Below are 20,768 nucleotides of genomic sequence, written 5' to 3' on the forward strand. Positions count from 1 at the left end.
CAGGAGGTTATCCAACGGTCTGCCCGCCGTCGACGACGAGCGTGTGGCCGACGGTGAACGCACCACCTTCGGAGCACAGCCACAGCACCGCCGACGCGATCTCTTCCGGTCGACCCATCCGGTCGATGGGTTCCTGCGCGGTCATCGTCTGCCGGCCTTCGTCGGTGCCGCCGGTGACGCGGCCCATCATCGCGGTGTCGATGACGCCGGGTGCGACGGCGTTGATCCGGACGCCCTGGTCGATGTACTCCAGCGCCGCGGACTTCGTCAGGCCGATCAGCCCGTGCTTGGCGGCAGCGTAAGCGGCTTGCCCGGCGATCCCGATGACGCCTGCCCCGGAGGAGGTGTTGACGATGGAGCCGCCTCCAGCGGCGATGATGGCAGGGATCTCCTGCTGCATGCAGAGGAACACTCCTCGCAGATCGGTCGCGATGATCCGGTCCCAGTCCTCGACGGTGAGGTCCGCGGTCGGGGTCTGCTCCTGCTCGATGCCGGCGTTGTTGATCGCGATGTCGAGGCGACCGAACGCGCTGACGGTGTCCGCGATCGCTTGCTGCACGTCGTCGGCGTTGGTGACGTCGACGGTGAGGGTGAGGGCTTCTCCGCCGTTGTCGCGGATGAGCTGCGCTGTCTCGTTCAGCCTGTCAGCGGACGTGTCGGCGAGGGCGACTCGTGCGCCTTCCGCAGCGAACGCCTGCGCGGTGGCGCGGCCGATGCCGCTGCCGGCGCCGGTGATGAACGCGACCTTGCCGGTGAACCGGTCGGTGCTGGTGCTGGTCATGCTGTCCTCCTGATGGTGGTCAGTTGTCGAGGTCCGCGGCGTAGGTGCGGAAGTCGCCGCGTTCGGTGTGGATGCGCCAGATCGTGTCTGCGAGCACGGTGGGCTCGTGGGAGGGCTCTCCGCCGCCGATGCCGCGCGGGATGATGAGCTGGCCGACATGGATGCCTTCGGAGGCGAGGGCGTCGTGGAGCAGCTGCGCGTAGGCGCTCTCACCTGCGAACGCGATCGAGGTCCCGGTGACGCGGGCGCCGGGGCGGACGGCGCTGGCTCCGTTGATGAAGACGATGGTCCCGCCGCCGAGCGTGCGCATGCCGGGGATGACCTGGTGCGCGACGGTGACGGGGCCGTAGATGGAGAACTCGACCGGGCCGACGAGGTCCGCAGCGACTGTCTCGAGGACGGGTCGCATGAACTCCTTCGCCGGCAGGGGGCTGTACTGCACGACCTCGATCGGGCCGAGCTGCTCGCTGGCCTGCTCGAGGGCGGTGCGGAGCGAGTCCTGGTCGCGAACGTTCGCGGTGAACCCGGCGGCGGTGATGCCCTCCGCGGTCAGCGTCGCGGCGAGCTCGTCAACACGGGTCCGGTTCCGGGCGATGAGCGCGACGGAGAAGCCCTCCTGGCCGAAGCGGCGCGCGACGGCGGCGCCGAGTCCGGGGCCCGCTCCGATGATGGCAAGTGTGGTCATGATGCTTCCCGTTCGCAGGTTGTGGGCAGGAGTGAAGGGCCTCGGCAACTGGGGGGAGCTGCCGAGGCCCTATCTGTGGGTTATGGGCGGAGGAGGACCTTGATGGCGCGGCGTTCGTCCATCGCCTTGTAGCCCTCGGCGGCGTCCTCGAGGGGCAGCTCCATGTCGAAGACCTTGCCCGGCTCGATCGCACCGCTGAGGATCAGGTCGATCAGCTCGGGCAGGTAGCCGCGGACCGGGGCAGGGCCGCCGTGCAGGTGCACGTGGGAGAAGAACAGTTCCAGGCCCGGCAGGTCGACGTCGTGGGAGACGCCGACGTAGCCGACGTGGCCGCCGGCGCGGGTGGAGTGGATGGCCTGCATCATCGATTCCTGCGTGCCGACCGCCTCGATGACCGAGTGCGCGCCGAGGCCGTCGGTGAGCTCCTTGATCTTCGCGATGCCGGCTTCGCCGCGCTCCTCGACGATGTCGGTAGCGCCGAACTCGCGGGCAACCTTCTGCCGGGACTCGTGGCGGGACATCGCGATGATGCGCTCGGCGCCCATCTGCTTCGCCGCGAGGATCGCGAGGAGGCCCACAGCGCCGTCACCGACGACGGCGACGGTCTTACCCGGACCGACCTCAGCAGCCTTCGCGCCGAACCAGCCGGTACCGAGAACGTCAGATGCGGCAAGGAGGGACGGGATCTTGTCCGCGTCGGGCATGCCCGGCGTTGCCACGAGGGTGCCGTCGGCGAGCGGAACTCGCATGTACTCGGCCTGCGCTCCGCCGACACCTTCACGGTGGACGCAGCCGGACTGGTAGCCGGACTGGCAGATCTCACACGTGTTGTCGGAGGCGAAGAACGAGCCGACAACGAACTGACCGGGTGCGACGTTCTGCACGTCGGCGCCGACTTCCTCGACGATGCCGACGTACTCGTGACCCATCGGGACGGGCTCATCGATCGCGTCGTCACCGCGGTACGGCCAAAGGTCGGACCCGCAGACGCAGGCCGCGACGAGCTTGATGATCGCGTCGGTGGGCTGCTGGATGGTCGGCTTCTCACGCTCGTCGACGCGGACGTCGCGGGCGGCATGCATGATCGTGGCGCGCATCAGATGCGGATCCAATCGTTCGGGTGATTCGTGGTCATCACCATCAAACGGCTGTCTTCACACGGTAGTGAGGCTCTGCGTAAACGGGGTCCAGCAGAACCTGTCTTCGAGTCGACGGAACCGCCTACCGTGGCTGTCATGGACAACCGAGCTGAGGTGCGTGAGTTCTTGTCGTCACGCCGTGCACGCATCACGCCCGAGCAGGCAGGCGTCGAGCAGTTCGGCGGCCGTCGCCGCGTCGCCGGCCTCCGCCGCGAAGAAGTCGCCCGCCTCGCCGGAGTCAGCGTCGACTACTACACCCGCATCGAGCGCGGGAACCTCACCGGCGCTTCCGACAGCGTCCTTGACGCCATCGCTTCCGCGCTCAGCCTTGACCGTGCCGAGCATGACCACCTCTTCGACCTCGCCCGCGACGCCAACGCCACGACCGCCCGTGCGCGGGCCAAGGCGCCAGCCCCGGCCGGTCTGCCCCCCGCAGTGCAGTTCATGCTCGACACCATCACGGAAGCGCCGGCTTTCATCGGCAACAACCGAATGGACATCGTCGCCGCGAACACGCTTGGTTACGCGCTCTATTCCGACATGTACCGGGGGACGGCCCGGCCCGCGAACCACTCCCGGTTCATCTTCCTCGACCCCCGCGCGTACGACTTCTACCCCGACTGGGATCGCGCAGCAAACGTGAACGTCGCGATCCTCCGCCGCGACGCCGGCCGGAACCCCCACGACCCAGGCATCGCCGCGCTCGTCGGGGAACTCTCCGTCCGCAGCGACGAGTTCCGCACCAGGTGGGCCGCGCACGACGTCCGACGCCACTACTCCGGCGCGAAGAGCTTCAACCACTCCGTCGTTGGCCTGCTCGAGCTGCCCTTCCAGGGCATGGAGCTCGAAGACGTTCCCGGCCACACCCTCACCGTCTACCCCGCTGTGCCCGGCAGCCCCACCGCTGACGCGCTGAAACTGCTCGCGTCCTGGGCCGCCACCGAACAGATCGCCGAGAAGGCGCGAGCCGTCACCCACAGCTGACAGCACCCTCCACTCACCCCGTCCGCTCCCGGCGTGCGGGGCCCTTCACCATGCCTTCGGCCGTCCCACGCCGCTCCTGCAACGAAAGCCTCGCCGTGACCACGACAACCTCCAGCCAGCCGACGATCCCCGACACCGGGCGTGACCGCCTGCCCTGGTTCCCGCTCGCCCTCCTCGCTGCGATCGGGTTCGTCCTCGTCGCGATGGAGACCATGCCAGCCGGGCTGCTGCCCGTCATCGCGGACAGCATGCACACCAGCGAAGGCACCGTCGGCTTGTTCGTCAGTGCCTACGCCATCGGCACCGTCATTGCCACCGTCCCGGCGATCGCCCTCACCCGAGGGCTTCGCCGGAAGCCGCTGATCATGACCGCGATCACGATCCTGATCATCGCGAACACCCTCACCGCCTTCGCGCCGAACGTCGCAGTAGCCCTCATCACCCGGTTCATCGCCGGTGCGATGTCCGGAACCATCTGGGGCATGTTCGCCACTTACGCCCGCCGCATCAGCCCCGCCCGCTTCGCCGGCATCTCCCTCGCGATCGTCTCCACCGGAGCCCCCGTCGGCTTCGCGCTCGGAACGCCCCTCGGGGCCTTCATCGGCAACGCGTTGAGCTGGCGATGGTCGTTCACGGGCCTCAGTCTCATCGGCGTCGTGATCCTCGCCCTCATCGCCGTGTTCGTCCCCGACGCCCCCGGCCAGACCAGCGCCGCGAAGCTCTCCGTCGCGAAGGTGTTCCGCATCCGCGGGATCGCGATCATCCTCGCCGTCATCGCGACGTGGATGCTCGCCCACAACACCATCTACACGTACATCTCCCCGTACCTGCGCGCTACCGACACCGGCGTCAGCGCGGGACTGATGCTGCTGGTCTACGGCATCGCCGCGATCGCCGGGGTAGTCATCACCGGCGCACTCCTCGACCGGTACCCGAGGCCCCTGCTGCACGCCAGCGCAGGACTGTTCGTGGTCACCGGCGTGATCCTCCTCGTCGCCCACACCTCCACCGTCGCGATCCTGATCGCCGCGGTGCTGTGGGGCGTCAGCTTCGGCGGAGCGTCCACGCAGCTGCAAGCAGCCCTCACCACAGCAGGCGGCGAGAACGCCGACGTCGCCAGCGCATTCCTGCCAGTCGCGTTCAACATCGCCATCTTCGCCGCCGGGATCTTCGGTGCGGCACTCCTCACCGTCTTCGACGGCCTCGTGCTCGCCGTGGTGATGATCGTCTTCGGCGCCATCGCTGTACTCCTGACCGTGGTCGGACGCCGCTCCACTTTCCCCGCCAAGCTCTAACGAGCGAGCGACGCGTCCGGTGAGCCATCCCCTACCGGAGGCGGTCAACACCGCCACAACAGGGATCGCGGGAATCCGTTGTGAGACCTCCTTACTCATGCGAGCCCTTTGATGACGAGGAAGGCGCCGCCGCCCGCGGCTACAGCGAGGGTGACGATGCGGAGGACGCCCGGGGATACGCGATGCGTGAACGGGAGCGCGGCGAAGGTTCCCACGAGAAGGCCTGCTACCGCCCAGCCGAGTTGGCTGGTCGGTGAGGTGGGGAGCCCGACGACGGTGAGGGTGAGGAGGTTCAGGGGCAGCGCGAACGCTCGCAGGGTCGCCGTGGTCACGGTCGGCGTCCAACGCCGTTGCGCTGCGAAGAGTGCGACAGGTGGGCCGCTGGCGGCTGCGAGGACGTTGAGTACGCCGCTGGCGACGCCGGCGGTGATAGCGCCGCTGGGTCCCTTGAGCCAGCGCATGCGTCGCCCGGCCGCGAGGAGACCGGTGGCGACCAGAATCGCCACCCCAGATACGAGCAAGACGGCCGGGGCGGCGAGAACTCCGCTCAACCATGCTGCCGGGAACACGAGGACCGCTGCGGGCACAAAGAGGCGGGCGGCGTCACCGATTCGCACGTCGCGGAAGGAGCGTGCAAGTACGGCGACGTTCAGGAGGATCGACATGGTAAGCGCCACGGCCACGCCGTTGTGGTGGCCGAGGGAGAGCATCAGGAGCGGGCTGCAGATGAGTGCGAAACCTACCCCGGAAAGAATCTGACAGGCGGCCGCGACCACGACGACAACAGCGACCGTCAGCCCCAGAATCACTAGCCCCTCCATCGATGACCTCGGATGAGAATGCCAGATCGGCGAGCGTCCTACCCGCATCGGTCCTGTCGGCACCCCGGTCCTGCGCTGGCGGACTGGCGGCGGTTTGTGGGACAGGAGCGCAACGCCGAGGTACTGGCTTGGGCGGCGGACTTCAACGACGGCTACTCCTGGGAAGCAGGTTGGCCGACGGAGGCCGCGGCACGCATCCACGAGCGACAAGCCCACCGCCTCCTGCAGGCGGTGGAGCGAGAACTCGCTCCGGAAGACCTCGTGTCAATTCACTACTGGGAGACCAACCTTCGCAAGGGCCTCTGAAGAACTGACCCGCCCGGTAGACGATCCGCTATTGAACAGTGGCGTTCCCGCGGTCAAGCCGCTAGCGTTCCAGCTACAGGTCCAACGTGGGAAGAGAGATGGCTTCATGCCGTTCCGAGCCCCACAGGCACTGTTCCCCGTCAAGCCGGCCCCTGCACTAAGCGGGCCACGGCCGATACCTCCCGGAGTAATGGCAACGCAGCACTGAGCCGACGCACCAGCGACGGCCCCTCCTCCACGTGAGTTCCCCGCTCACGTCTTCTGCATGCCCGCGCGGCCGGATGACGGCTCCGCGATGACTCTTGGGACCACTCCAAATGCTGTTCGCCCCAGCCCGCATACGGGCTTCTCTGTCGACCCTTCGCGAGCACCGCTTCGTCACGTTCGCGGTACTCACCGACACCATCGGCGCCGGACTCACCCTCCCGCTGACGATCGTCTACTTCACCCTCATGACCGACGTGCCACTCGCCGTGATCGGTGTGCTCTCCACCGTGGGATCGCTCATCGCTCTGCCCATCGGACTCGTCGGCGGTGCCCTCACTGACCGGTTCGGTGCGAAGGCGTCGATGATCCTCAACAACCTGATGTCCGCGGCGGGGTTCGCGCTCTACCTGATCGCTCACGACCCGGTGATGATCTTCGCCGCGATCTTCCTCGTCAACGCGTCCGAGCGGCTGTACTGGACGTCTTGGACGGCGTACGTTCACGACCTCGCCGACGGCCGCCCGTTCGAACGGTGGTTCGCGTTCCTCGAGGCCACGAAGGCTGGGGCCCTCGGCGCCGGCGCGATCATCGCCGCGATCACCCTGGCCCACGGCCAGGACGGGCTGCGCTGGCTGGTCCTCGCCAACGTCGTGACGAGCGTCGCCGCAGCGGTCGTGTTCGCATCGCAACGCACCGGGCAGCGGACCACCGCCCCGACGGACACGAGCGAACCCGGGGGCCCGACCGGGTCCTTCCGTCAGTTCGCTGCCGACCGGTCGATGCGTCTCATCACACTCGGTCAGTTCCTCATCGGACCAACCATGGTCCTCCCGAACGTCGCGCTGAGCGTCCTGTTCGTGCAGCGATGGAACATGCCACCCGCGGTTGCACCAGTACAGTTCGCCATCGCCACCGGTTTGTGCGCATTCCTGCAAACGACGGTGACGAAACGAGTGGCCGGCCTGCAGCGGGGCCGGTTGATCGCCGTCGGGGCGGTCCTCACCGCGCTCACCGCGGTGCCCCTGATCTTTCTCCCACCGCTGCACGGCGTCGCAGCGTGGGCGTACGTCGTCGTGGTCGCGGTCCTGCTCGCGGTGGCCGACATGGTGTACCTGCCGGCTGCGAACGCCGTCATGGCAGAAGCACCCCACCCCCGCATTCGCGGACGGGCGATCGGAGTCTTCCAGACCGCGAGCTCGATCGGCATGGCACTGTTCCCGCTCACGCTCGGCCTACTCGACTCACGTTTCCCCTGGGCGCTGTGGACGATCACCACGGCTGTGTTCATCGCTGCAGCGTGGGCATGGCGAGCTGCGCTGAAGCGCTTGCCCGGCCGAGTGCAGATCGCCTCAACAACCGACCTCGACGCTTAGGTCCGTCCTTCACCGGACGGCGGGCAACCGCCGCCCGGTGAAGGATCCCTCTTCGGGCGCCCGATCAGTGTCGGCACGGCGGCGCGGGACGAGCGCCGTTGCCAGAGATGCATACCTCGAACAAGCAGCGCCGTGACCGGAATGAACAACGTTCCCGACGCCATCACAGCCGAAGCGGTCCTCCGCCAAGGAGGTCGCACCGCGCCGACGCCGCTGGCTGTGCAGTCGTCAGCGAGCGACGCGGTCCGTCGGCTGCGCGATCTCGGCGAAGTCCTGGAGAACGTCATCCACCCGGTCCCGGCCCATCAGCGAGATCCCGCCGAACCGCGTCCGGAACGCCAGACGAAGCTCGCGTCCTCCGGTCAGCCGGAGTACGGCCACCGCGATGACGGCGCGCCCCTGCGGCATGGATTCCGCGGTGGTCGAAACCACATGCGCCCACGGGACGGCGAGCACTGGAACCGACGTCTCCGGCTGCCACATCTCCATGCCCTGCTCGTCGACCGCCCAGACGACGGAACGAGGAGTCGCAGCCGACGGATTCAGGGCTCGAATGCTTCGCAGGAGAGCGTGATTGCTGACCGCACCGGGAATCGCGAGAGATAGCGGCCTGTGCGCTCGCACGAGCGCGAGAGCCGCTCGGTCCCGACGAGCGATGCCGACGACGAGCGGCGCGCCGATGCAACCCGCCACGCTCGCAACGACGCCGTAGGCGATGCCGATTCCCGCCCAGCCCGGAACGTCATTCGGGCCCGGTCCGGAAACCGCACCCCAGATCCCCGCCAGCAGCGCGACCACTCCAGTGACCGCAAGCACCGCGAACACCTCGCCGGTGTGGACCGGTCTTCCCGGTACGATCGCCCCGCCTCGCTGTTGCCCCATGCTCCGACCTCCGCCCCGAGTCTCGCACGAAGGGCAGGAACGACCGGCGGTTACGCGCGTCCCATAAACCGATCGTCTAAGGAGACTGGCGCAGCCGGTCCAAGACCCGACGCGCCACAGAGCGCCCTTCTCGCGGCGGCTCGACCGGCAGCAGCGGCCACTGATCCCATCCGATCACCTTCCGGTTCGACCCGGTCGTCGCGGAGAGGGTCTGCAACGACCCCTTGTAGTCGGTCCCGAAGCCGATGACCGTAACCTCCTCACCGGTGTCCGTCGCCACGATGTCACCGATCTCTGCCGAATAGTCGAACGGCCACCGATACGCGTAACCGTGCATGCCGTTCCCGTCCAGTCGCGCGTACCGGTTGAAGCTGACGCGAACGATCGGCATCCCGCTTGCGATTCTCCACATGATCCCAGCTTGTCTGACCCAAGCACGTGCACGACTCCATCGACGACCGGTCCGGACCCGATCATGGTGGCGGTCACACGGCAAACGGGCGTCTGATAGCCGGTCGCTCAGCGGGCGCGCAAGCCCCGCTGGGCTTGACAGCAGGTCGTCTCGAATGCGGATCGGCTACTGGACCCAAGGCCCATGGCGTTACTTTGTTCCCATGAGCGCTCCGAAGCAACCTGCTCGCCGGAATCCCTGGTGGGCAGTCCTCTTGCTGTACGTCTTTGGGGGAGGGTTCTTGGCCCTTGTCGCCGCTCGACTGCTTCCGGGGCAGGACCCGGACCAGCAAGACCCTGACTTCTGAAACAGAGTGTCGCACTCACCGATCGGCTACCGGACCACGCTCCTCATCGAGCCATCTCTCCCGGCTGCTGTGCTTCTCGAGCCTCGATCACGAGGTCGGCAATCTCCGCCGCAATCTCGTCAATGGGAGTGTCACTGGTTGATCGAGCAAATTTGTCAGCGAGGGACGGGCTATGCGCCGAGATAGCTGCATGGTCGACGTTGTGCCAGACCGGCAACAGGTTCTGCTGCCCGCCAACGGTGAGGGTGACGATGCCGTCGAGCTCGTACTGCGGCCAGCCCTTTGAGAAGTAAGCGTCGCTGAACACGACCGCCGCGAAGCGACTGCTGCGTAGCCCGCGGTCGATACGACGTCGAAGGCTGTCGCCGATGCGCAACTCAGCCTTGTCAAGCCACACCGAGACCCCCCGGTCTTGAAGAGCCTGCGCGAGAGGGAGCGCGACGTCGGCCTTATCTTCGCTGGCATGCGAAAGGAAGACGTCCCAGGTGCGCCCGTCGAAGTCCGCATCCGATTCAGGCGGAAGCGGACGACGGACGGAGACCTGCCCCAAGACGCCTCGTTCCGGTGCCGATCGGTACTCGGGCAGATTCCCGCGAGGAGGCGGCTCTACCGCGACCGTCGCGTTGATGCGACCTTTCGCACCGCCAAGGTCGATGGCGAGATACCAGTGCCCGTTGGACGGCACCGTGAGTCTTGCAGGGCTCCTTTTGATGAGTCCTCCGGCGTATCGGAACCGTCCACCTCGGCTCGCCGCATAGGTACGGTAGTTCGACGAGTCCATCAGCAGGACGTTCCCCTGCTGGCGCAGGGTAACGACGACCGTCGCCCCCTTCTTCAACTGCCCGAGATCCTTCTTGAGATGTTCCACGCCTTGAGCCTACGAGCGACCTCCGACGCGTCAGCGAGGATCGTTGGCGGCCGGACGGGAGTGGCCCAATGAACGATCGGCTTGCGGGTCTCTTTCCCTGCCCGTGAGTTTTGTCCATTCAGGTCGAGCGACCGGCTCCTCCTCGCCGGCGCAGCTGGCGGGGAACCGGCATAGGAAGTGGACGGACGTGATGCGACGCTCAGCGCTGGGCGGTCCACGTGGGAGAGGCCGGCGCAGCGCGTGGGATCGATTTGATCGCCAGCACGCGGCCGCTCAGGGGCAGGCGGGACAAGACAAGCCTGGTGCGGGCCGCCAGCCATATCCGGTCAGCGTCGGTGCCGCCGGGTGTGCTCCAACTGGGCTCACGGTCACTGCTCTCGTTGTCGCGCAACTAGCGAGGTGGGTTGACGCTCAGAGGTGATTCCGGATCCAGTCGTTGACGTTCTTCGACACTCCGTGCGTCGCCCAGGACTGCCCGGTGACGGTGACGACGGCGACAGCGTCGTTGCTGTCGACGATCTCGCTGATGCCGTCGCGGAGCTGCTTCGCGGTGAGGTCGGTGTCGACGAAGTAGCTGCTCCTCGCCGGGCGCGCCCAGCTCCGGTGCGACTTCAAGTATGTGATGAGGGCCTCGTACTTCTGCCCGGTGGTGTTCAGGTCGTAGTTCACCCAGTGAACGGCCATGGTTGTTCTCCTGTTGATGCGATGCGATGCGTTGGTGGTAGGCGGGTGGGCTGCGAGAAGGTCGCAGCCCACCCGCCGCTGATTACTTTTCGTTCCGGACACCCTTGTGCTGGTTCGCGCTCCCGTTGAGGATGCGGCCCGTGCTGGTGTCACGCTTGAACCACTGACCGTTGTGCTGGAACTCGCTGCGTCCCTTGACGGCACCGTTGCGGTGCCCGTTGCCGGTGTTCTTTGCCACTGTTGTATTCACCTCCGCTCTGAGCGAGAGTCGGCGGTTCCGCCACGCTCACTCAGTAGTCGGAAGGAGAGTCGCCGACTTAAGCCCCTTGCGCGGATACTTCTGCGACATGTCGGCATGGCGGTGCGGCAAAGGGCAGGAGGACATCGAAGGAGTGGAACTGCAGAGAACGACGCCCGCGCCATGCGGCGGCGGGCTACTGGCAGTCGATGCAGACGCCCGTGTCGTTGATGAGGTATGAGTTCTTCAAGACTCCGCATTCGGTGCATGCGCGGGCGCGGGCGGCGTTCCGGTCGCAGCGGCACTTGCCGCAGACCGGGCAGTGCGGTTCCCGACACGTCGCGCACGGCCACCCGCGCACGGATACCGGCCCCTGACAGCAGGAGATGGCGATGGTCGGCCGTTGGTCGTAGTCGCGTTCGCCGATCGGCTGGGCGATGCCACTGCCGCCGCTCCAGATGTTGGCGTCTGCGAAGACGGCGATGACGTACCGTCCGTCGCGGACAGCGTCGACCCAGAAGTCCGCTTGCGCTCCCCAAGGAGCACGCCAGCCGATGCGCCGTCGGAGGGGTGTGCCTTCGTGGAGTTCGAGGAGGGGGTTTCCAGGGTCGAGGATCTGGTTCCGCCAGGGGTAGACCGTTGGCCATCCGTGCTCTGGATCGGGGTGCACTGAGGCGTGCGCGACGGCGCCGCATTCGGGGTCGATCATCGCGATGGCACCGAGCCCTCGGAGTTGCTCGGTGAGGGCGATGATGCAGACCGGTCGACTTGCGCGCGTGGTGCGGTACAGGTCGATGACGTCGGCGGCTTGCAGGGGCCGCTGTAGCGGCGGCAGTGTCGCCGCGGGAAGCAGCAGCGCCTGCGCGATGCGGTCGCAGAGCATCTCGAGCAGATGTTCCGGACGGTATTGGTTCGCGATCCAGTCGTAGAGGCCAGCGTTCGTGACGAGGATGTGCGCGAACTCGTGGGCGAGCGTGAATTGGTCGCGGTCGCTGTTCGAGGACGCGGCGTAGAGCACCACCCCATCTTCCAGAAACGACAAACCGTCACAGGTACCATCGGCCGCACGTTGAGTGCCGAGATGTTCAACCTGCTCGACGATGAGGCCGAACTCGTCCTGCATGGTTGCGGCGGGGTTGGCTGCGAATCGCAGTCGTTGCTCATCGGGCACGGGCTGCAGTGCTTTCGCGACAGCCCGGGTTAAGTTCATCGTCCTTCTCTACTTTCGAGCGCGCTAATGAGCGCCTCAATTGAGGAGAGCGTGTCCTCGACGTCTGTCCGAGCTCCGCGGTGCACAGTGCTGAGGGCACGACGTTCTAGGGCGCCCCGGGCCTCCGGAACGGTCATATGACGCAGTCGCGCCCACCGTGTGACGAGCGAGGCGAATTGGGGGGAACGGCGGAGCTGCTGGACGGGGTCATCCTGCTCCGCAGTCGCGGACGCACTAATGAGCTGTTCCGCTGAGGTGTTCAGCAGTGCGGCGAGAGCGGTGATGACAACGGGAGGCACCTCAGCGGCGTTCGTGGTCTCCCACCGCATCACGTCCGCCGGAGTGAAAGTCCACCCACGTCGGTTGAGCTCGGTCGCGACGTCGCTGACGGTGCGCTGCCGACGTTGCCGCTGGGCGCTGAGGAGGCGACCGTCGAGGCGTTTCTCCGGTGACGGTACGAGACCAAGGAGCTTCGCCGCCCGGTCGTCCTCAAGCGCTGGAGCGCCTGCGTACCGGGCGAGGTTCTGAAGTTCGTCCACGATCGCGGCGAAGGGTCGTAGGTCGGCGGGAAGTTCGGGCAGCGGAACGGGCGCTGATCCGTCGTCGCGGTTCAGCCGACCGGTCGCCATCAGTCGGGTGACGAGGTCGTCGTTGTCGGTGGTCATCGTTTCGCTCCTTCCATTCGTTGCCGCAGCTTCTGTAGTGCTTTCGTGAGGATCTGGGAAATGCGGGCTGGGGTGACCCCGAGCGCTTGCGCGACGTCCTTCTGCGGCTCGTTCCGGATCGATACGCGGGCGATGACGTCCCGTTCCCTGTCGGTCAGCACGTCCCACGCGTCCCACACCTCGGCAACCGCCACGCCCTCATCGAACGCGTCCTCGACCTCTACGTACGCGTCAACGGGGTGCGGGAGATCCTCGAGCGCTTCCGGCGCGCCGGCATACTGCTTCGGATGCAGGCTCCGGATCGCGTCGATGGCGCGGCGCTTCGTCATCGTGATGACGAACGCCTCCGGATCCTCTACACCGGTGGGACGCTTGTGGAGCAGTTCCTCGACGACGGTGAGCACGACATCTTCTGCGTCGCGTTCAGCGCCGACCTTCGCCAGCTGCGCGGCTGCGATGCGGTGGAGCATGTCTTTGTGGGCGCTGTAGAACGCCGCGATGCCTTCCGGTGTGGATAGGTCCATCGGTCCCCCAACGTGTCAACGACTGCCATGCCGGCTGCGAGCTACCTTCACATCATGGAGTCGTCGTTCGTGTCGGGGAAGTAAGTCCTCGTAACCGCCGGGCGTGTCGCGCGGAAGATGAGGGGCCCTGAGGTGCCGCCGGAGGCTGCTGACGGTGACGGCAGTCGGGGTCCACGGCGCCGCCTGCCAGCGTGGCGGAGACCCCGACTGCCCTCCTGCTGCTTGGACGTCAGCTGCTTCGTTCCGTGATGCGGGGGGGCGCACCGTGTTGACCTTCCGGTCGGCAACAACCTCGTCGTCCGTGCCGGAGCCGAGGATCACGTTGTCAGTCGATCCCGCGTCTACCAATACCGCGGTCGCTGGCCGGCTTGTCGCCGTCGTGGTCAGCGCCTCGACTTCCGCCGCGTACGCGTTGTCCCGAGCGTCGAGCGTGGTGGTCCAGACGGCGGTGTGGTTCGTGGCGATGTAGTTTGCGTGGCCACCGGTGACCCGCACCATCACGGGTACGTCGCTGCCTGGTTGAACCGCGTCGGAGGGGACGACATGCGACAGGTGGTAGCCCATGATCGAGTTCGCGTCCCCGTCAACGATGACGACGCCGTGGAGGTCGTTCAGTCCGTTGTCGCCGCCGAGGAACGGTGTCCACGGTGTCGCAGAGGATGTGGTTTGACGAAACGAGGTTCTCGGAGCTCTGCTCGAGCCTGAGGAGTCCTGGCCAGAAGGAGTGCAGTCGGTTGTTGCTGACGCTGGAACGGGAAATCTTGGCTAAGCTGACGAGCGAGCCTGTCCCTCGGCGGCGTTGAGTTCGCGCTCCCAGGGTGGGTTTGCGCCTGCTCTGCTGGCGGTGATGCGAGCTGCCTCGAGGGCACCGTGAGCGAGCCACTGCGCCTGCCGTGTGTCGAGCTGCCCGGTACGAAGCTTCTCGAGCGCGTGCGTGCGCACAGCAGCTGCGAGGAGTCCTGTCATGAAGGCGTCGCCCGCGCCGATGGTGTCGATGACGCCGACCGGTGGGGCGGACAGCTGCTCGACGCTAGGCCGAGCTCCGGGTCGATCGGGGGTGCGTTCCGGGGGCCGGTACGGACGCGACGGCTGCCGTGTCCCCGTCCCCTGGATTGCTCACGCACCCGCGTACGGCTTCTCCCCGACCGGAGCCGCGTGGCTGCCGCAACCGGACAACTGGGCGGAGTTCGCTCGGGATGCGCAGTTAGGCCGTGCAGACTCCACGCTCGGGCTCTACCGCGACGCGCTCCGGCTGCGCCGTGACTACGCGCTCGCGATCGGTCGCCTCAAGATCGACGAGCACAGCGACGGCGAGGTCCTGCGCCTTCGCAACGGAAGTGTCGCGATCGTGACCAACTTCAGCTACTCCGTCATCGCGCTTCCCGTCGATGCGACCGTGCTCGCCAGCAGCGCCCCGCTGGCGGATGGTGGGCTCCCGTGTGACACCACGGTGTGGATGGACCTCAGCGACTGAGGCAGGCCCGTCGAAGGTGACGTTCCGGCCAAAGTGACGGTGAAAGCGGGCGGCGTGGTCAGCGCCTAACAAGCTCGGGCATGCGCGGACAGCGACGACGCGGTGGTGTCCGCGAGGTCGGGAGAGCGCACAAGGAACGTCTCACTCGTCAATCGGCTAACGGGACTGCTGTTACCGATGGACAGCGGGATGAGTTGCCCGCCGGGTACATTGTGAGTTCGAGTGCTGCTGCGACTGACATGGATCGGCTGCTCGAAGAGCGGTTGAATAACCGCATGCTCGACATCCAAACCCGGTGGTCTCGTTCGTGCGCCCAGTTCTACGTGTCGCTTCCGCCAGAGGCAGCGAAGGCGCGGTTGGTTGAGGCCGCCGAAGGTATGCGCAGTCTGCGCATTCGCTACGAGACCACACGAAGCATCGTGCTGATGTCGTCTGCCAACTGGAGGACGTGGGGGGACCTGGTTACGGCCGAGTTTCATTCCAAGGACGATGGAGGCACCCGCGTGAGCGTGCGGGCCGCTCCCGTGGTGCCAATCACGTTTTTCAACTGGGGTCAGGGTGCGAAGGACATCCGCCTCGTCTACGACGCGCTCGTGGGCCCCGTCCTGTAGAGGATCGGCTACTGGACGGAGTGTGTGATGATCCACTGATGGCTGACAGCGACGTTCCACTGGCCGGCGGCAACGCATCCGTGCGGGTGGTCCGCGTCGGTGAGACCGTGCGGAAACCGGCGTCAAGGTCGACGTCCTCCGTCTCCCGGTTCAATGAATCCAGTATCCGAAAGGCCGAATTACGACCACGGCGACCTCGCCGAACCGAACCTCACGGTCGATGAGCGTCGCGACTTCGCGATTCGCCGGTTGCGCGAAGTGCTGGCGCCAGCTGAGGAGTGAGGACCGCATCGTAAGGAGCGCTGATCGGCGCTGTCGTACGAATCGACCGATGATTATGGCCGGCATCGTGCAGTATCGGCGCGTGCGCTCTTCTACGTCATGGCTAGGCGCTCACCGCTGCCACCACCTTCATCGACGCGCTGCGCTGACAGCCCCGTGTCAGTGAGTGATCCCTCGCCGGGACGTTGGATTCACTCGTGTCGAAGCAGGTGATGCGTCTCTGAATCGTCGAACCGAACGAACCCGAGCCGTTCGTACAAGCGGCGCGCTGGTGCGTTCAGCTTGTGTACCTGCAGCAACGTTCCGCGCTGGGCTTTCGCGGCCTCGTCCAGAACCCATGAGAGGACGGCAGCACCGATGCCCAGGGCGAGAAGTGTCGCCGCTTCAGCTGCTGCCAGGGCCTCCTACTTAATGACAGGCGTGGAGCGGATCCGATCAGTCGCCAACGGGGCCGAGCGGCGTTGTCCCGCCGTTGAGGTCTCAGACACCCTGGGAGCGTGCGTACTCGGCCCGGGCGCGCTTGAGACTGAAGTCGTCGGGAAGCGATTGGCCCGCAGCGTTCAGCACGTTCCCTGTCGCGGGATCGCGCACTTCAGTATTCGGGAAGTCCATCGGCAGGGTGGTGTAGCCCTGCGCGAGCTCTCGCTTCTTCACCACCGCGTAGTAGACATTTGAGATGGCGAAGGCGACGATCAGCGGGAACATGATCACGTACCAGGCAGGATTGCGCAGGGCCGAGAAGTCGAAGATCGCGAACGCGAGCATGGTGAGCATGTCGACGAAGAAGATTCCGAACATCCACACCCGCGCGAACAGCAGCCATCTTGCAGTCGGGCCGGGAATCAGATTCGTCCTTGGATCGACCACGAGCGGCCCCTTTCACGTAGATAGACACTAGCCGACGGAGACGTCCCGCCTCCGCCACCCAGCTGAAGCTCGGACAGCGGGCCTGGACTCGATCACGGTCGACTCCGCCTTCCGCAGGGGTGCCGCGTTCCTCGCCATCCTTGTCTTGGTTGTGTGGGCGGTGGTGACGCAGGTCCCTGCGATCGCGACCAGACAAGGCGCACTCTCCAGCGCAAATTCGCGTCGAGACGCTGCCTGGTAGTCAATCGGCTGCTGAACGTCGACATCAGTCCTTAGCCTGGTACGGGACGGCGCCATCGGTGGACCGATATGGAATCGGGAAACTCGAGCAGATGACGCCGTTCTCGTAGTCATCCTTGACCGTGTCCATGAAGGCGTCTGCCTCGTCGGCTGTAGCGAACACGCCCACGACTGTGTTGTGCGGTGAATCGTCGTGCTGGACGATCCAGACTTCCTCGCCTGCATAGGGCTTCGGGCGTCGGAAGAAGGGTAGCTCCGGACTGCGTTTGCTCACGAGGGGGAGTGTAGGACTTCGCTGTCCCTTAGCCGGTCGCTCAGCGGATGCACCAGCACCGCTGCGACTGACCGGAGCCGGCTCGTCTCGTTAGACGATCGCTCACTAAATCCTGCTCCACCCGTCCGGAACCTCCGGGGCCGCCCACGTCGGTTCGGGTACCCAATGCGACCAGTCCGCGCTGAACGGGAACGCGCGCGCGAGCGCGGCGGCCGTCGCGCTTTGCCCGCTGCGTTCGATCACCGCCCGCTTCTCGTTCGACACAAGGCCCCGCTCGACGTCGAACGCGAGTTCGTCTTCGTCCTTGTAGCGGACAGACCAACCGCCGTCCACACCAGTCGACGCGATCACGTCGAGTGTCCAGTCCTGGCTATCGAACCCGATACAAGTGCGGCGCCAGGGCAACTCGAGATTCACGTACCAGTCGGGGATCCAGTCGGATCCGTCGTGCCATCGCCTCACCGACCACGGCGTCCCCTTCTGATGCACCCGCACGACAGGCGCTTTGGACCACCGGTCTTCCACGTATGTGCCGTCCCAATCCTCGGGGAGGACCAGACGACCGTTCGGGCCGCTTCCGACCCCGGCACGACGGCGCACAGCAGACCCGAGAGGACTCGCGACGACGGCGAGATCGTCGTCGTCGACGAGAACACGACCAGCGACAGCGAAGGCGACCGCCTCGCCGCGCGTCCCGAACGTGTGCAAGCTCCGGAGAACAACGGGCGTACCAGGACGGAACGGCTCTGTCCTGGCGTCGGTGGAGGTGGGCCCAGCGTTGCTCATGCACGGATGCTGCCACGACGTAACGGGAAGCGGCACCGTCCGCGTCGGAGCGGAGCGTGTCGTCCGGGAAGTAGCGCACCCCTTTCGCTTCGTCGCTCCGAATGCTCCAATCGTGGCTATGACGCTTGCGCCAACGGAGCTCGGTCAGCTCGCCCCGCCGGAGGGTTGGCCCGACTGGGCGTTCGCCTGCCCCTGGGTCGCGGGCGCCCATCCGCAGGCAGCGCACGCTGCGCCGCTCACGGAGGGTGCGAACTGTCAGCGCTTCGCTTACGCGGTGCTGGACCTGTTCGGTCTGCGCGTGCCACCACATCGCTCGGACGAGCTGTGGGGCGACAGCGCCTTCGAGCACCCGCCGGTCGCAGGGGTCAAGAACCTCGACCTCGTCTTGTTCAACGAGACGGACCACGCGTGGGGTGCGCACGTGGCTTTGATGGTGCCGACCGGGCTCCTACACCTCAGCGCCGAGGTTGGGAGGCCCACCCTCTGGCAGTGGTCAGACTTTTCACTCCGGACGCGCTACCGAACAGTCATCGGAGCTGTCCGCATCGTCCGGTGAGCCATCGTCTATCGAGATGCTGTTCTCGCTGCGTGGCTAACCATGCGAGCAAGATTGTGAGCGTGCGTTTCGACAGCGTCTTGGCTGCAGCTGATGTCCCGACCCTTCAGGCGGCGGTCGCCGCGCTCCGGCGCCCTGCCCGACGACTCGCTCGCGGCGTGACCGCGCCGCGCGCCGGCTTGGCGCAGCCTCTGCAGTTCCAGGTCGTCATCGACGAGCGCGACCACAGCTGGACGTTCGACCGGCAGGGTGACCGTCACCGCGACCAATACAGGGACGGCGTTCTTTTCTCAGTTGATGGGTCGGTGGAGGTCAGTTTCGCGCGAAGCGGCGCGGTGGCTCCTCGCGTTCGGCTGCTCACCCCGGAGCTTCTCCTCTTGTGGGGCTCGCCCGCGAGCTTCGCGCCGATCCTGGTCCAACGGATACACGGGCACTGGCTGCTCGTGACGTTCGAGCATGAGCGCGACCCAGCGGACCGCGTGACGGTGGTCATCGACGAGCGAGACGGCGTCGCGCACCGCTCCTACGGCACGAGCGAGATCACAGTGCTCACGGAAATCCGGGTCATGGACGACGACGAGCCGGCACCGCCGCGCCCCCGGTTCTCCCGGCTGCAAGAGTGGCCAGTGCTCGAGTACTGACGGCTGCGCAGTTGTCTCGCTCACCCATCGTCCATCGAAACGATGACCGGTCGCCGAGGGGCGGTAGCATCCATGGGAACCCGCCCAAGGCGCATCTACCCGGTAAGGATGCGTCCTGCCCGCAGCATGGCGAGGGTGGCTGCCCGTTCGAGCCGGGCCGGGTCCGTAAGCCTCACTTCGCTGCGGGCGATGTCGGAGGTCATCAACAGCGGCGTTCGATGACCATCGGTCCTCGAGACCAGCAGAACCCACTCCGGACGGTTTCCGGCTCGTTCACCGCAATTGCTGGGTCTCCCAGTAGCTCCCGCCCGCATCGTTCGTCTCCCAATACTGCAGCTCGACGAAGTCATCCGGGCTCAATTCTCGAGCGATCGCCGTAGCCAGGCGCTCACCCTCAACTCGCTGCTCTCGGCCGGTCCTCGCGTCCGGCCAGCCGGTCTCGTAGGAGTACAGCGCATTGAACGTCGCCGCCCACTTGCGGATGTCCGCCGTGAGCCGCGGCGGTAGCGGGGGCTCACCATCGGGCGCTCCACCCTCGTTCCACCAGAGTGGCCAATCCACGCCGTAGTCGTTCATCAGCCGGTACTGCACGATCCCCGCTCCGTCATCGCCATCGCCAAGTTGCGGCACAGCCTAGTCACGAGAACCGCGCTACGGATTTCACCGCGGAGGTCAGGGCGTCCACTAGCCGGTCGACCAGCGATCGCCCGCGCTCGGATCAGGCTGGATGAGGCCCTTGATTGCTCTGGTCGCAGATGACGCTCCGCTCTCGGACGCCTGGTCTCGAGAGCGGAGCTGATGGTCAGCGGTTGGGGTGGGCTTGTCGGTCAATGCAGCGGTAGACGGTCGCTCGTCCGATCCCGAACAGCTCGGCGAGTTCCGCGACCGAGTGCGTGCCGGCCTCGTGCACCTCCAGGAGGTGACGTTGTTGCGCGGTGCTGAGCTTAGGTTGCCGGCCGCGGAGGTGGCCTTTCGCTTTCGCGATCTGCATCCCCTCACGGGTGCGGGCTCGGATGAGGTCGGACTCGAACTCGGCAACCATCGCGAGGACGTTGAACAGCAGGCGGCCGACGGGGTCGTTGGGGTCATGAACGGAACCGCCGATGTTGAGCTTGACGTTCTTGGCGGTGAGCTCGTCGACGATGTCTTTCGCGTCTCGAAGGCTTCTCGCTAGCCGGTCGAGTTTCGCGATGACGAGCGTGTCGCCGTCACGGCAGGAAGCGAGCGCTTCCCGAAGGCCGGGTCGCGATCGGTTCGTGCCGGTCAGGCCATGATCGGTGTGGATGTTGAGCGGGAGGACTCCGAGGCGTTCAAGCGCAACGCGCTGAGCGGTGAGGTCCTGTTCGTAGGTTGAGACGCGGGCGTACCCGATCAGTAGAGCGTTCATGGCGCGAGGATCCGCTGGCCGCCCGAGGCCGCGTCGTCTCGCAACACGATCCGCAATCGGAATTCGGTAGTCGAGTTGGCGCCTTGACGACAGCAGAATTCGGCAACGTCTTTGCGCTGGGCACGACGGCTACCGTGCACGCCTACCGGGAGCTCGCTGTCTCCACTGCCGGGCGAACTCGGAGTGGTCCGATCATCCGCCGTTGGGATGACGAGGCAGCGACAACCACC

At 66.3% G+C, this 20,768-nt stretch carries 26 protein-coding genes and 1 pseudogene; 7 read left to right on the plus strand and 20 right to left on the minus strand.

Features of this window, described 5'->3' with window-relative positions; all coding sequences use genetic code 11:
• Window positions 1–7: 7 nt before the first annotated feature.
• The 3 genes from DEI88_RS00755 to DEI88_RS00765 form a co-directional block, all read right to left on the minus strand.
• The gene (locus DEI88_RS00755; protein WP_111072020.1) at window positions 8–781 is read right to left on the minus strand and encodes a glucose 1-dehydrogenase; all 774 of its coding nucleotides are present in this window, start codon (window positions 779–781) and stop codon (window positions 8–10) included.
• Window positions 782–800: 19 nt separating this feature from the next.
• Window positions 801–1,466, minus strand: coding sequence for an SDR family NAD(P)-dependent oxidoreductase (locus DEI88_RS00760; protein ID WP_111072021.1), 666 nt, complete (start codon window positions 1,464–1,466; stop codon window positions 801–803).
• Between the two features lie 80 nt (window positions 1,467–1,546).
• Complete coding sequence (locus DEI88_RS00765; protein ID WP_111072022.1) at window positions 1,547–2,563, minus strand: zinc-dependent alcohol dehydrogenase family protein; 1,017 nt, start codon at window positions 2,561–2,563, stop codon at window positions 1,547–1,549.
• Between the two features lie 138 nt (window positions 2,564–2,701).
• On the opposite strand from DEI88_RS00765, the gene DEI88_RS00770 reads away from it, so the two are divergent.
• Together DEI88_RS00770 and DEI88_RS00775 are read left to right on the plus strand one after the other, a co-directional pair.
• Complete coding sequence (locus tag DEI88_RS00770) at window positions 2,702–3,589, plus strand: helix-turn-helix transcriptional regulator (protein WP_111072023.1); 888 nt, start codon at window positions 2,702–2,704, stop codon at window positions 3,587–3,589.
• Window positions 3,590–3,684: 95 nt separating this feature from the next.
• On the plus strand, window positions 3,685–4,884 hold the full coding sequence (locus tag DEI88_RS00775; protein ID WP_258375048.1) for an MFS transporter: 1,200 nt from the start codon (window positions 3,685–3,687) through the stop codon (window positions 4,882–4,884).
• 95 nt (window positions 4,885–4,979) lie between these two features.
• Here DEI88_RS00775 and DEI88_RS00780 read toward each other — a convergent pair whose 3' ends face one another.
• Window positions 4,980–5,705 carry a TSUP family transporter gene (locus DEI88_RS00780; protein ID WP_181441224.1) on the minus strand — a complete coding sequence of 242 codons (726 nt, stop codon included), beginning with the start codon at window positions 5,703–5,705 and terminating at the stop codon, window positions 4,980–4,982.
• Window positions 5,706–6,328: 623 nt separating this feature from the next.
• On the opposite strand from DEI88_RS00780, the gene DEI88_RS00785 reads away from it, so the two are divergent.
• A complete protein-coding gene (locus DEI88_RS00785; protein WP_111072026.1) occupies window positions 6,329–7,591 on the plus strand; it encodes an MFS transporter in 1,263 nt (420 codons plus the stop codon).
• Between the two features lie 228 nt (window positions 7,592–7,819).
• On the opposite strand, the gene DEI88_RS00790 is transcribed toward DEI88_RS00785, so the two are convergent.
• The 10 genes and pseudogenes from DEI88_RS00790 to DEI88_RS16425 form a co-directional block, all read right to left on the minus strand.
• Window positions 7,820–8,473, minus strand: coding sequence for a hypothetical protein (locus tag DEI88_RS00790; protein ID WP_146246065.1), 654 nt, complete (start codon window positions 8,471–8,473; stop codon window positions 7,820–7,822).
• A 76-nt stretch (window positions 8,474–8,549) separates the two neighbouring features.
• Complete coding sequence (locus DEI88_RS00795) at window positions 8,550–8,864, minus strand: hypothetical protein (RefSeq protein WP_111072028.1); 315 nt, start codon at window positions 8,862–8,864, stop codon at window positions 8,550–8,552.
• A 410-nt stretch (window positions 8,865–9,274) separates the two neighbouring features.
• On the minus strand, window positions 9,275–10,099 hold the full coding sequence (locus tag DEI88_RS00800) for a DUF1883 domain-containing protein (RefSeq protein ID WP_111072029.1): 825 nt from the start codon (window positions 10,097–10,099) through the stop codon (window positions 9,275–9,277).
• A gap of 411 nt (window positions 10,100–10,510) precedes the next feature.
• Window positions 10,511–10,783, minus strand: a complete 273-nt coding sequence (locus DEI88_RS00805) for a hypothetical protein (protein WP_111072030.1) — start codon at window positions 10,781–10,783, stop codon at window positions 10,511–10,513.
• A gap of 82 nt (window positions 10,784–10,865) precedes the next feature.
• On the minus strand, window positions 10,866–11,021 hold the full coding sequence (locus DEI88_RS00810) for a hypothetical protein (protein WP_173208362.1): 156 nt from the start codon (window positions 11,019–11,021) through the stop codon (window positions 10,866–10,868).
• Window positions 11,022–11,217: 196 nt separating this feature from the next.
• Complete coding sequence (locus DEI88_RS00815) at window positions 11,218–12,231, minus strand: ImmA/IrrE family metallo-endopeptidase (RefSeq protein WP_111072031.1); 1,014 nt, start codon at window positions 12,229–12,231, stop codon at window positions 11,218–11,220.
• Window positions 12,228–12,896 carry a hypothetical protein gene (locus DEI88_RS00820; RefSeq protein WP_111072032.1) on the minus strand — a complete coding sequence of 223 codons (669 nt, stop codon included), beginning with the start codon at window positions 12,894–12,896 and terminating at the stop codon, window positions 12,228–12,230. Before DEI88_RS00820 ends, DEI88_RS00815 begins: the two co-directional genes overlap by 4 nt.
• A complete protein-coding gene (locus tag DEI88_RS00825) occupies window positions 12,893–13,420 on the minus strand; it encodes a sigma-70 family RNA polymerase sigma factor (RefSeq protein ID WP_111072033.1) in 528 nt (175 codons plus the stop codon). The genes DEI88_RS00820 and DEI88_RS00825 overlap by 4 nt, the downstream gene beginning before the upstream one ends.
• Before the next feature lie 15 nt (window positions 13,421–13,435).
• Window positions 13,436–14,062, minus strand: a pseudogene (locus DEI88_RS16420) (hypothetical protein); the annotation flags it as partial.
• 123 nt (window positions 14,063–14,185) lie between these two features.
• On the minus strand, window positions 14,186–14,533 hold the full coding sequence (locus DEI88_RS16425) for a PfkB family carbohydrate kinase (protein ID WP_111072035.1): 348 nt from the start codon (window positions 14,531–14,533) through the stop codon (window positions 14,186–14,188).
• Between DEI88_RS16425 and DEI88_RS00830 the strand changes: the two genes are divergently transcribed.
• Together DEI88_RS00830 and DEI88_RS00835 are read left to right on the plus strand one after the other, a co-directional pair.
• Entirely contained in the window at window positions 14,478–14,894 is a 417-nt protein-coding gene (locus DEI88_RS00830) for a hypothetical protein (protein WP_111072036.1), read from the plus strand. The two genes, DEI88_RS16425 and DEI88_RS00830, sit on opposite strands and share 56 nt — an antisense overlap.
• Before the next feature lie 275 nt (window positions 14,895–15,169).
• A complete protein-coding gene (locus DEI88_RS00835; RefSeq protein WP_111072037.1) occupies window positions 15,170–15,505 on the plus strand; it encodes a hypothetical protein in 336 nt (111 codons plus the stop codon).
• A gap of 473 nt (window positions 15,506–15,978) precedes the next feature.
• On the opposite strand, the gene DEI88_RS16430 is transcribed toward DEI88_RS00835, so the two are convergent.
• The 4 genes from DEI88_RS16430 to DEI88_RS00850 form a co-directional block, all read right to left on the minus strand.
• Entirely contained in the window at window positions 15,979–16,185 is a 207-nt protein-coding gene (locus tag DEI88_RS16430; RefSeq protein ID WP_111072038.1) for a GNAT family N-acetyltransferase, read from the minus strand.
• Between the two features lie 82 nt (window positions 16,186–16,267).
• Entirely contained in the window at window positions 16,268–16,654 is a 387-nt protein-coding gene (locus tag DEI88_RS00840) for a hypothetical protein (RefSeq protein WP_146246134.1), read from the minus strand.
• 265 nt (window positions 16,655–16,919) lie between these two features.
• Window positions 16,920–17,168 (minus strand): hypothetical protein, encoded by a 249-nt coding sequence (locus DEI88_RS00845; protein WP_284183580.1) that lies wholly within the window; start codon window positions 17,166–17,168, stop codon window positions 16,920–16,922.
• 105 nt (window positions 17,169–17,273) lie between these two features.
• Complete coding sequence (locus DEI88_RS00850; protein ID WP_111072709.1) at window positions 17,274–17,954, minus strand: ribonuclease FAU-1 family protein; 681 nt, start codon at window positions 17,952–17,954, stop codon at window positions 17,274–17,276.
• A gap of 274 nt (window positions 17,955–18,228) precedes the next feature.
• Between DEI88_RS00850 and DEI88_RS00855 the strand changes: the two genes are divergently transcribed.
• Window positions 18,229–18,510, plus strand: coding sequence for a hydrolase (locus DEI88_RS00855; protein ID WP_111072714.1), 282 nt, complete (start codon window positions 18,229–18,231; stop codon window positions 18,508–18,510).
• A gap of 62 nt (window positions 18,511–18,572) precedes the next feature.
• Window positions 18,573–19,151: a hypothetical protein gene (locus DEI88_RS00860; RefSeq protein WP_146246119.1), complete on the plus strand. Its 579-nt coding sequence runs from the start codon at window positions 18,573–18,575 to the stop codon at window positions 19,149–19,151.
• Window positions 19,152–19,424: 273 nt separating this feature from the next.
• Here the strand turns inward: DEI88_RS00860 and DEI88_RS00865 are convergent, their stop codons facing one another.
• A complete protein-coding gene (locus tag DEI88_RS00865; RefSeq protein ID WP_181441289.1) occupies window positions 19,425–19,742 on the minus strand; it encodes an immunity protein CdiI family protein in 318 nt (105 codons plus the stop codon).
• Between the two features lie 211 nt (window positions 19,743–19,953).
• On the minus strand, window positions 19,954–20,538 hold the full coding sequence (locus DEI88_RS00870) for a recombinase family protein (protein ID WP_111072706.1): 585 nt from the start codon (window positions 20,536–20,538) through the stop codon (window positions 19,954–19,956).
• Window positions 20,539–20,768: the final 230 nt, after the last annotated feature.

This window comes from Curtobacterium sp. MCBD17_003 (assembly GCF_003234885.2).
GTDB lineage: Bacteria > Actinomycetota > Actinomycetes > Actinomycetales > Microbacteriaceae > Curtobacterium.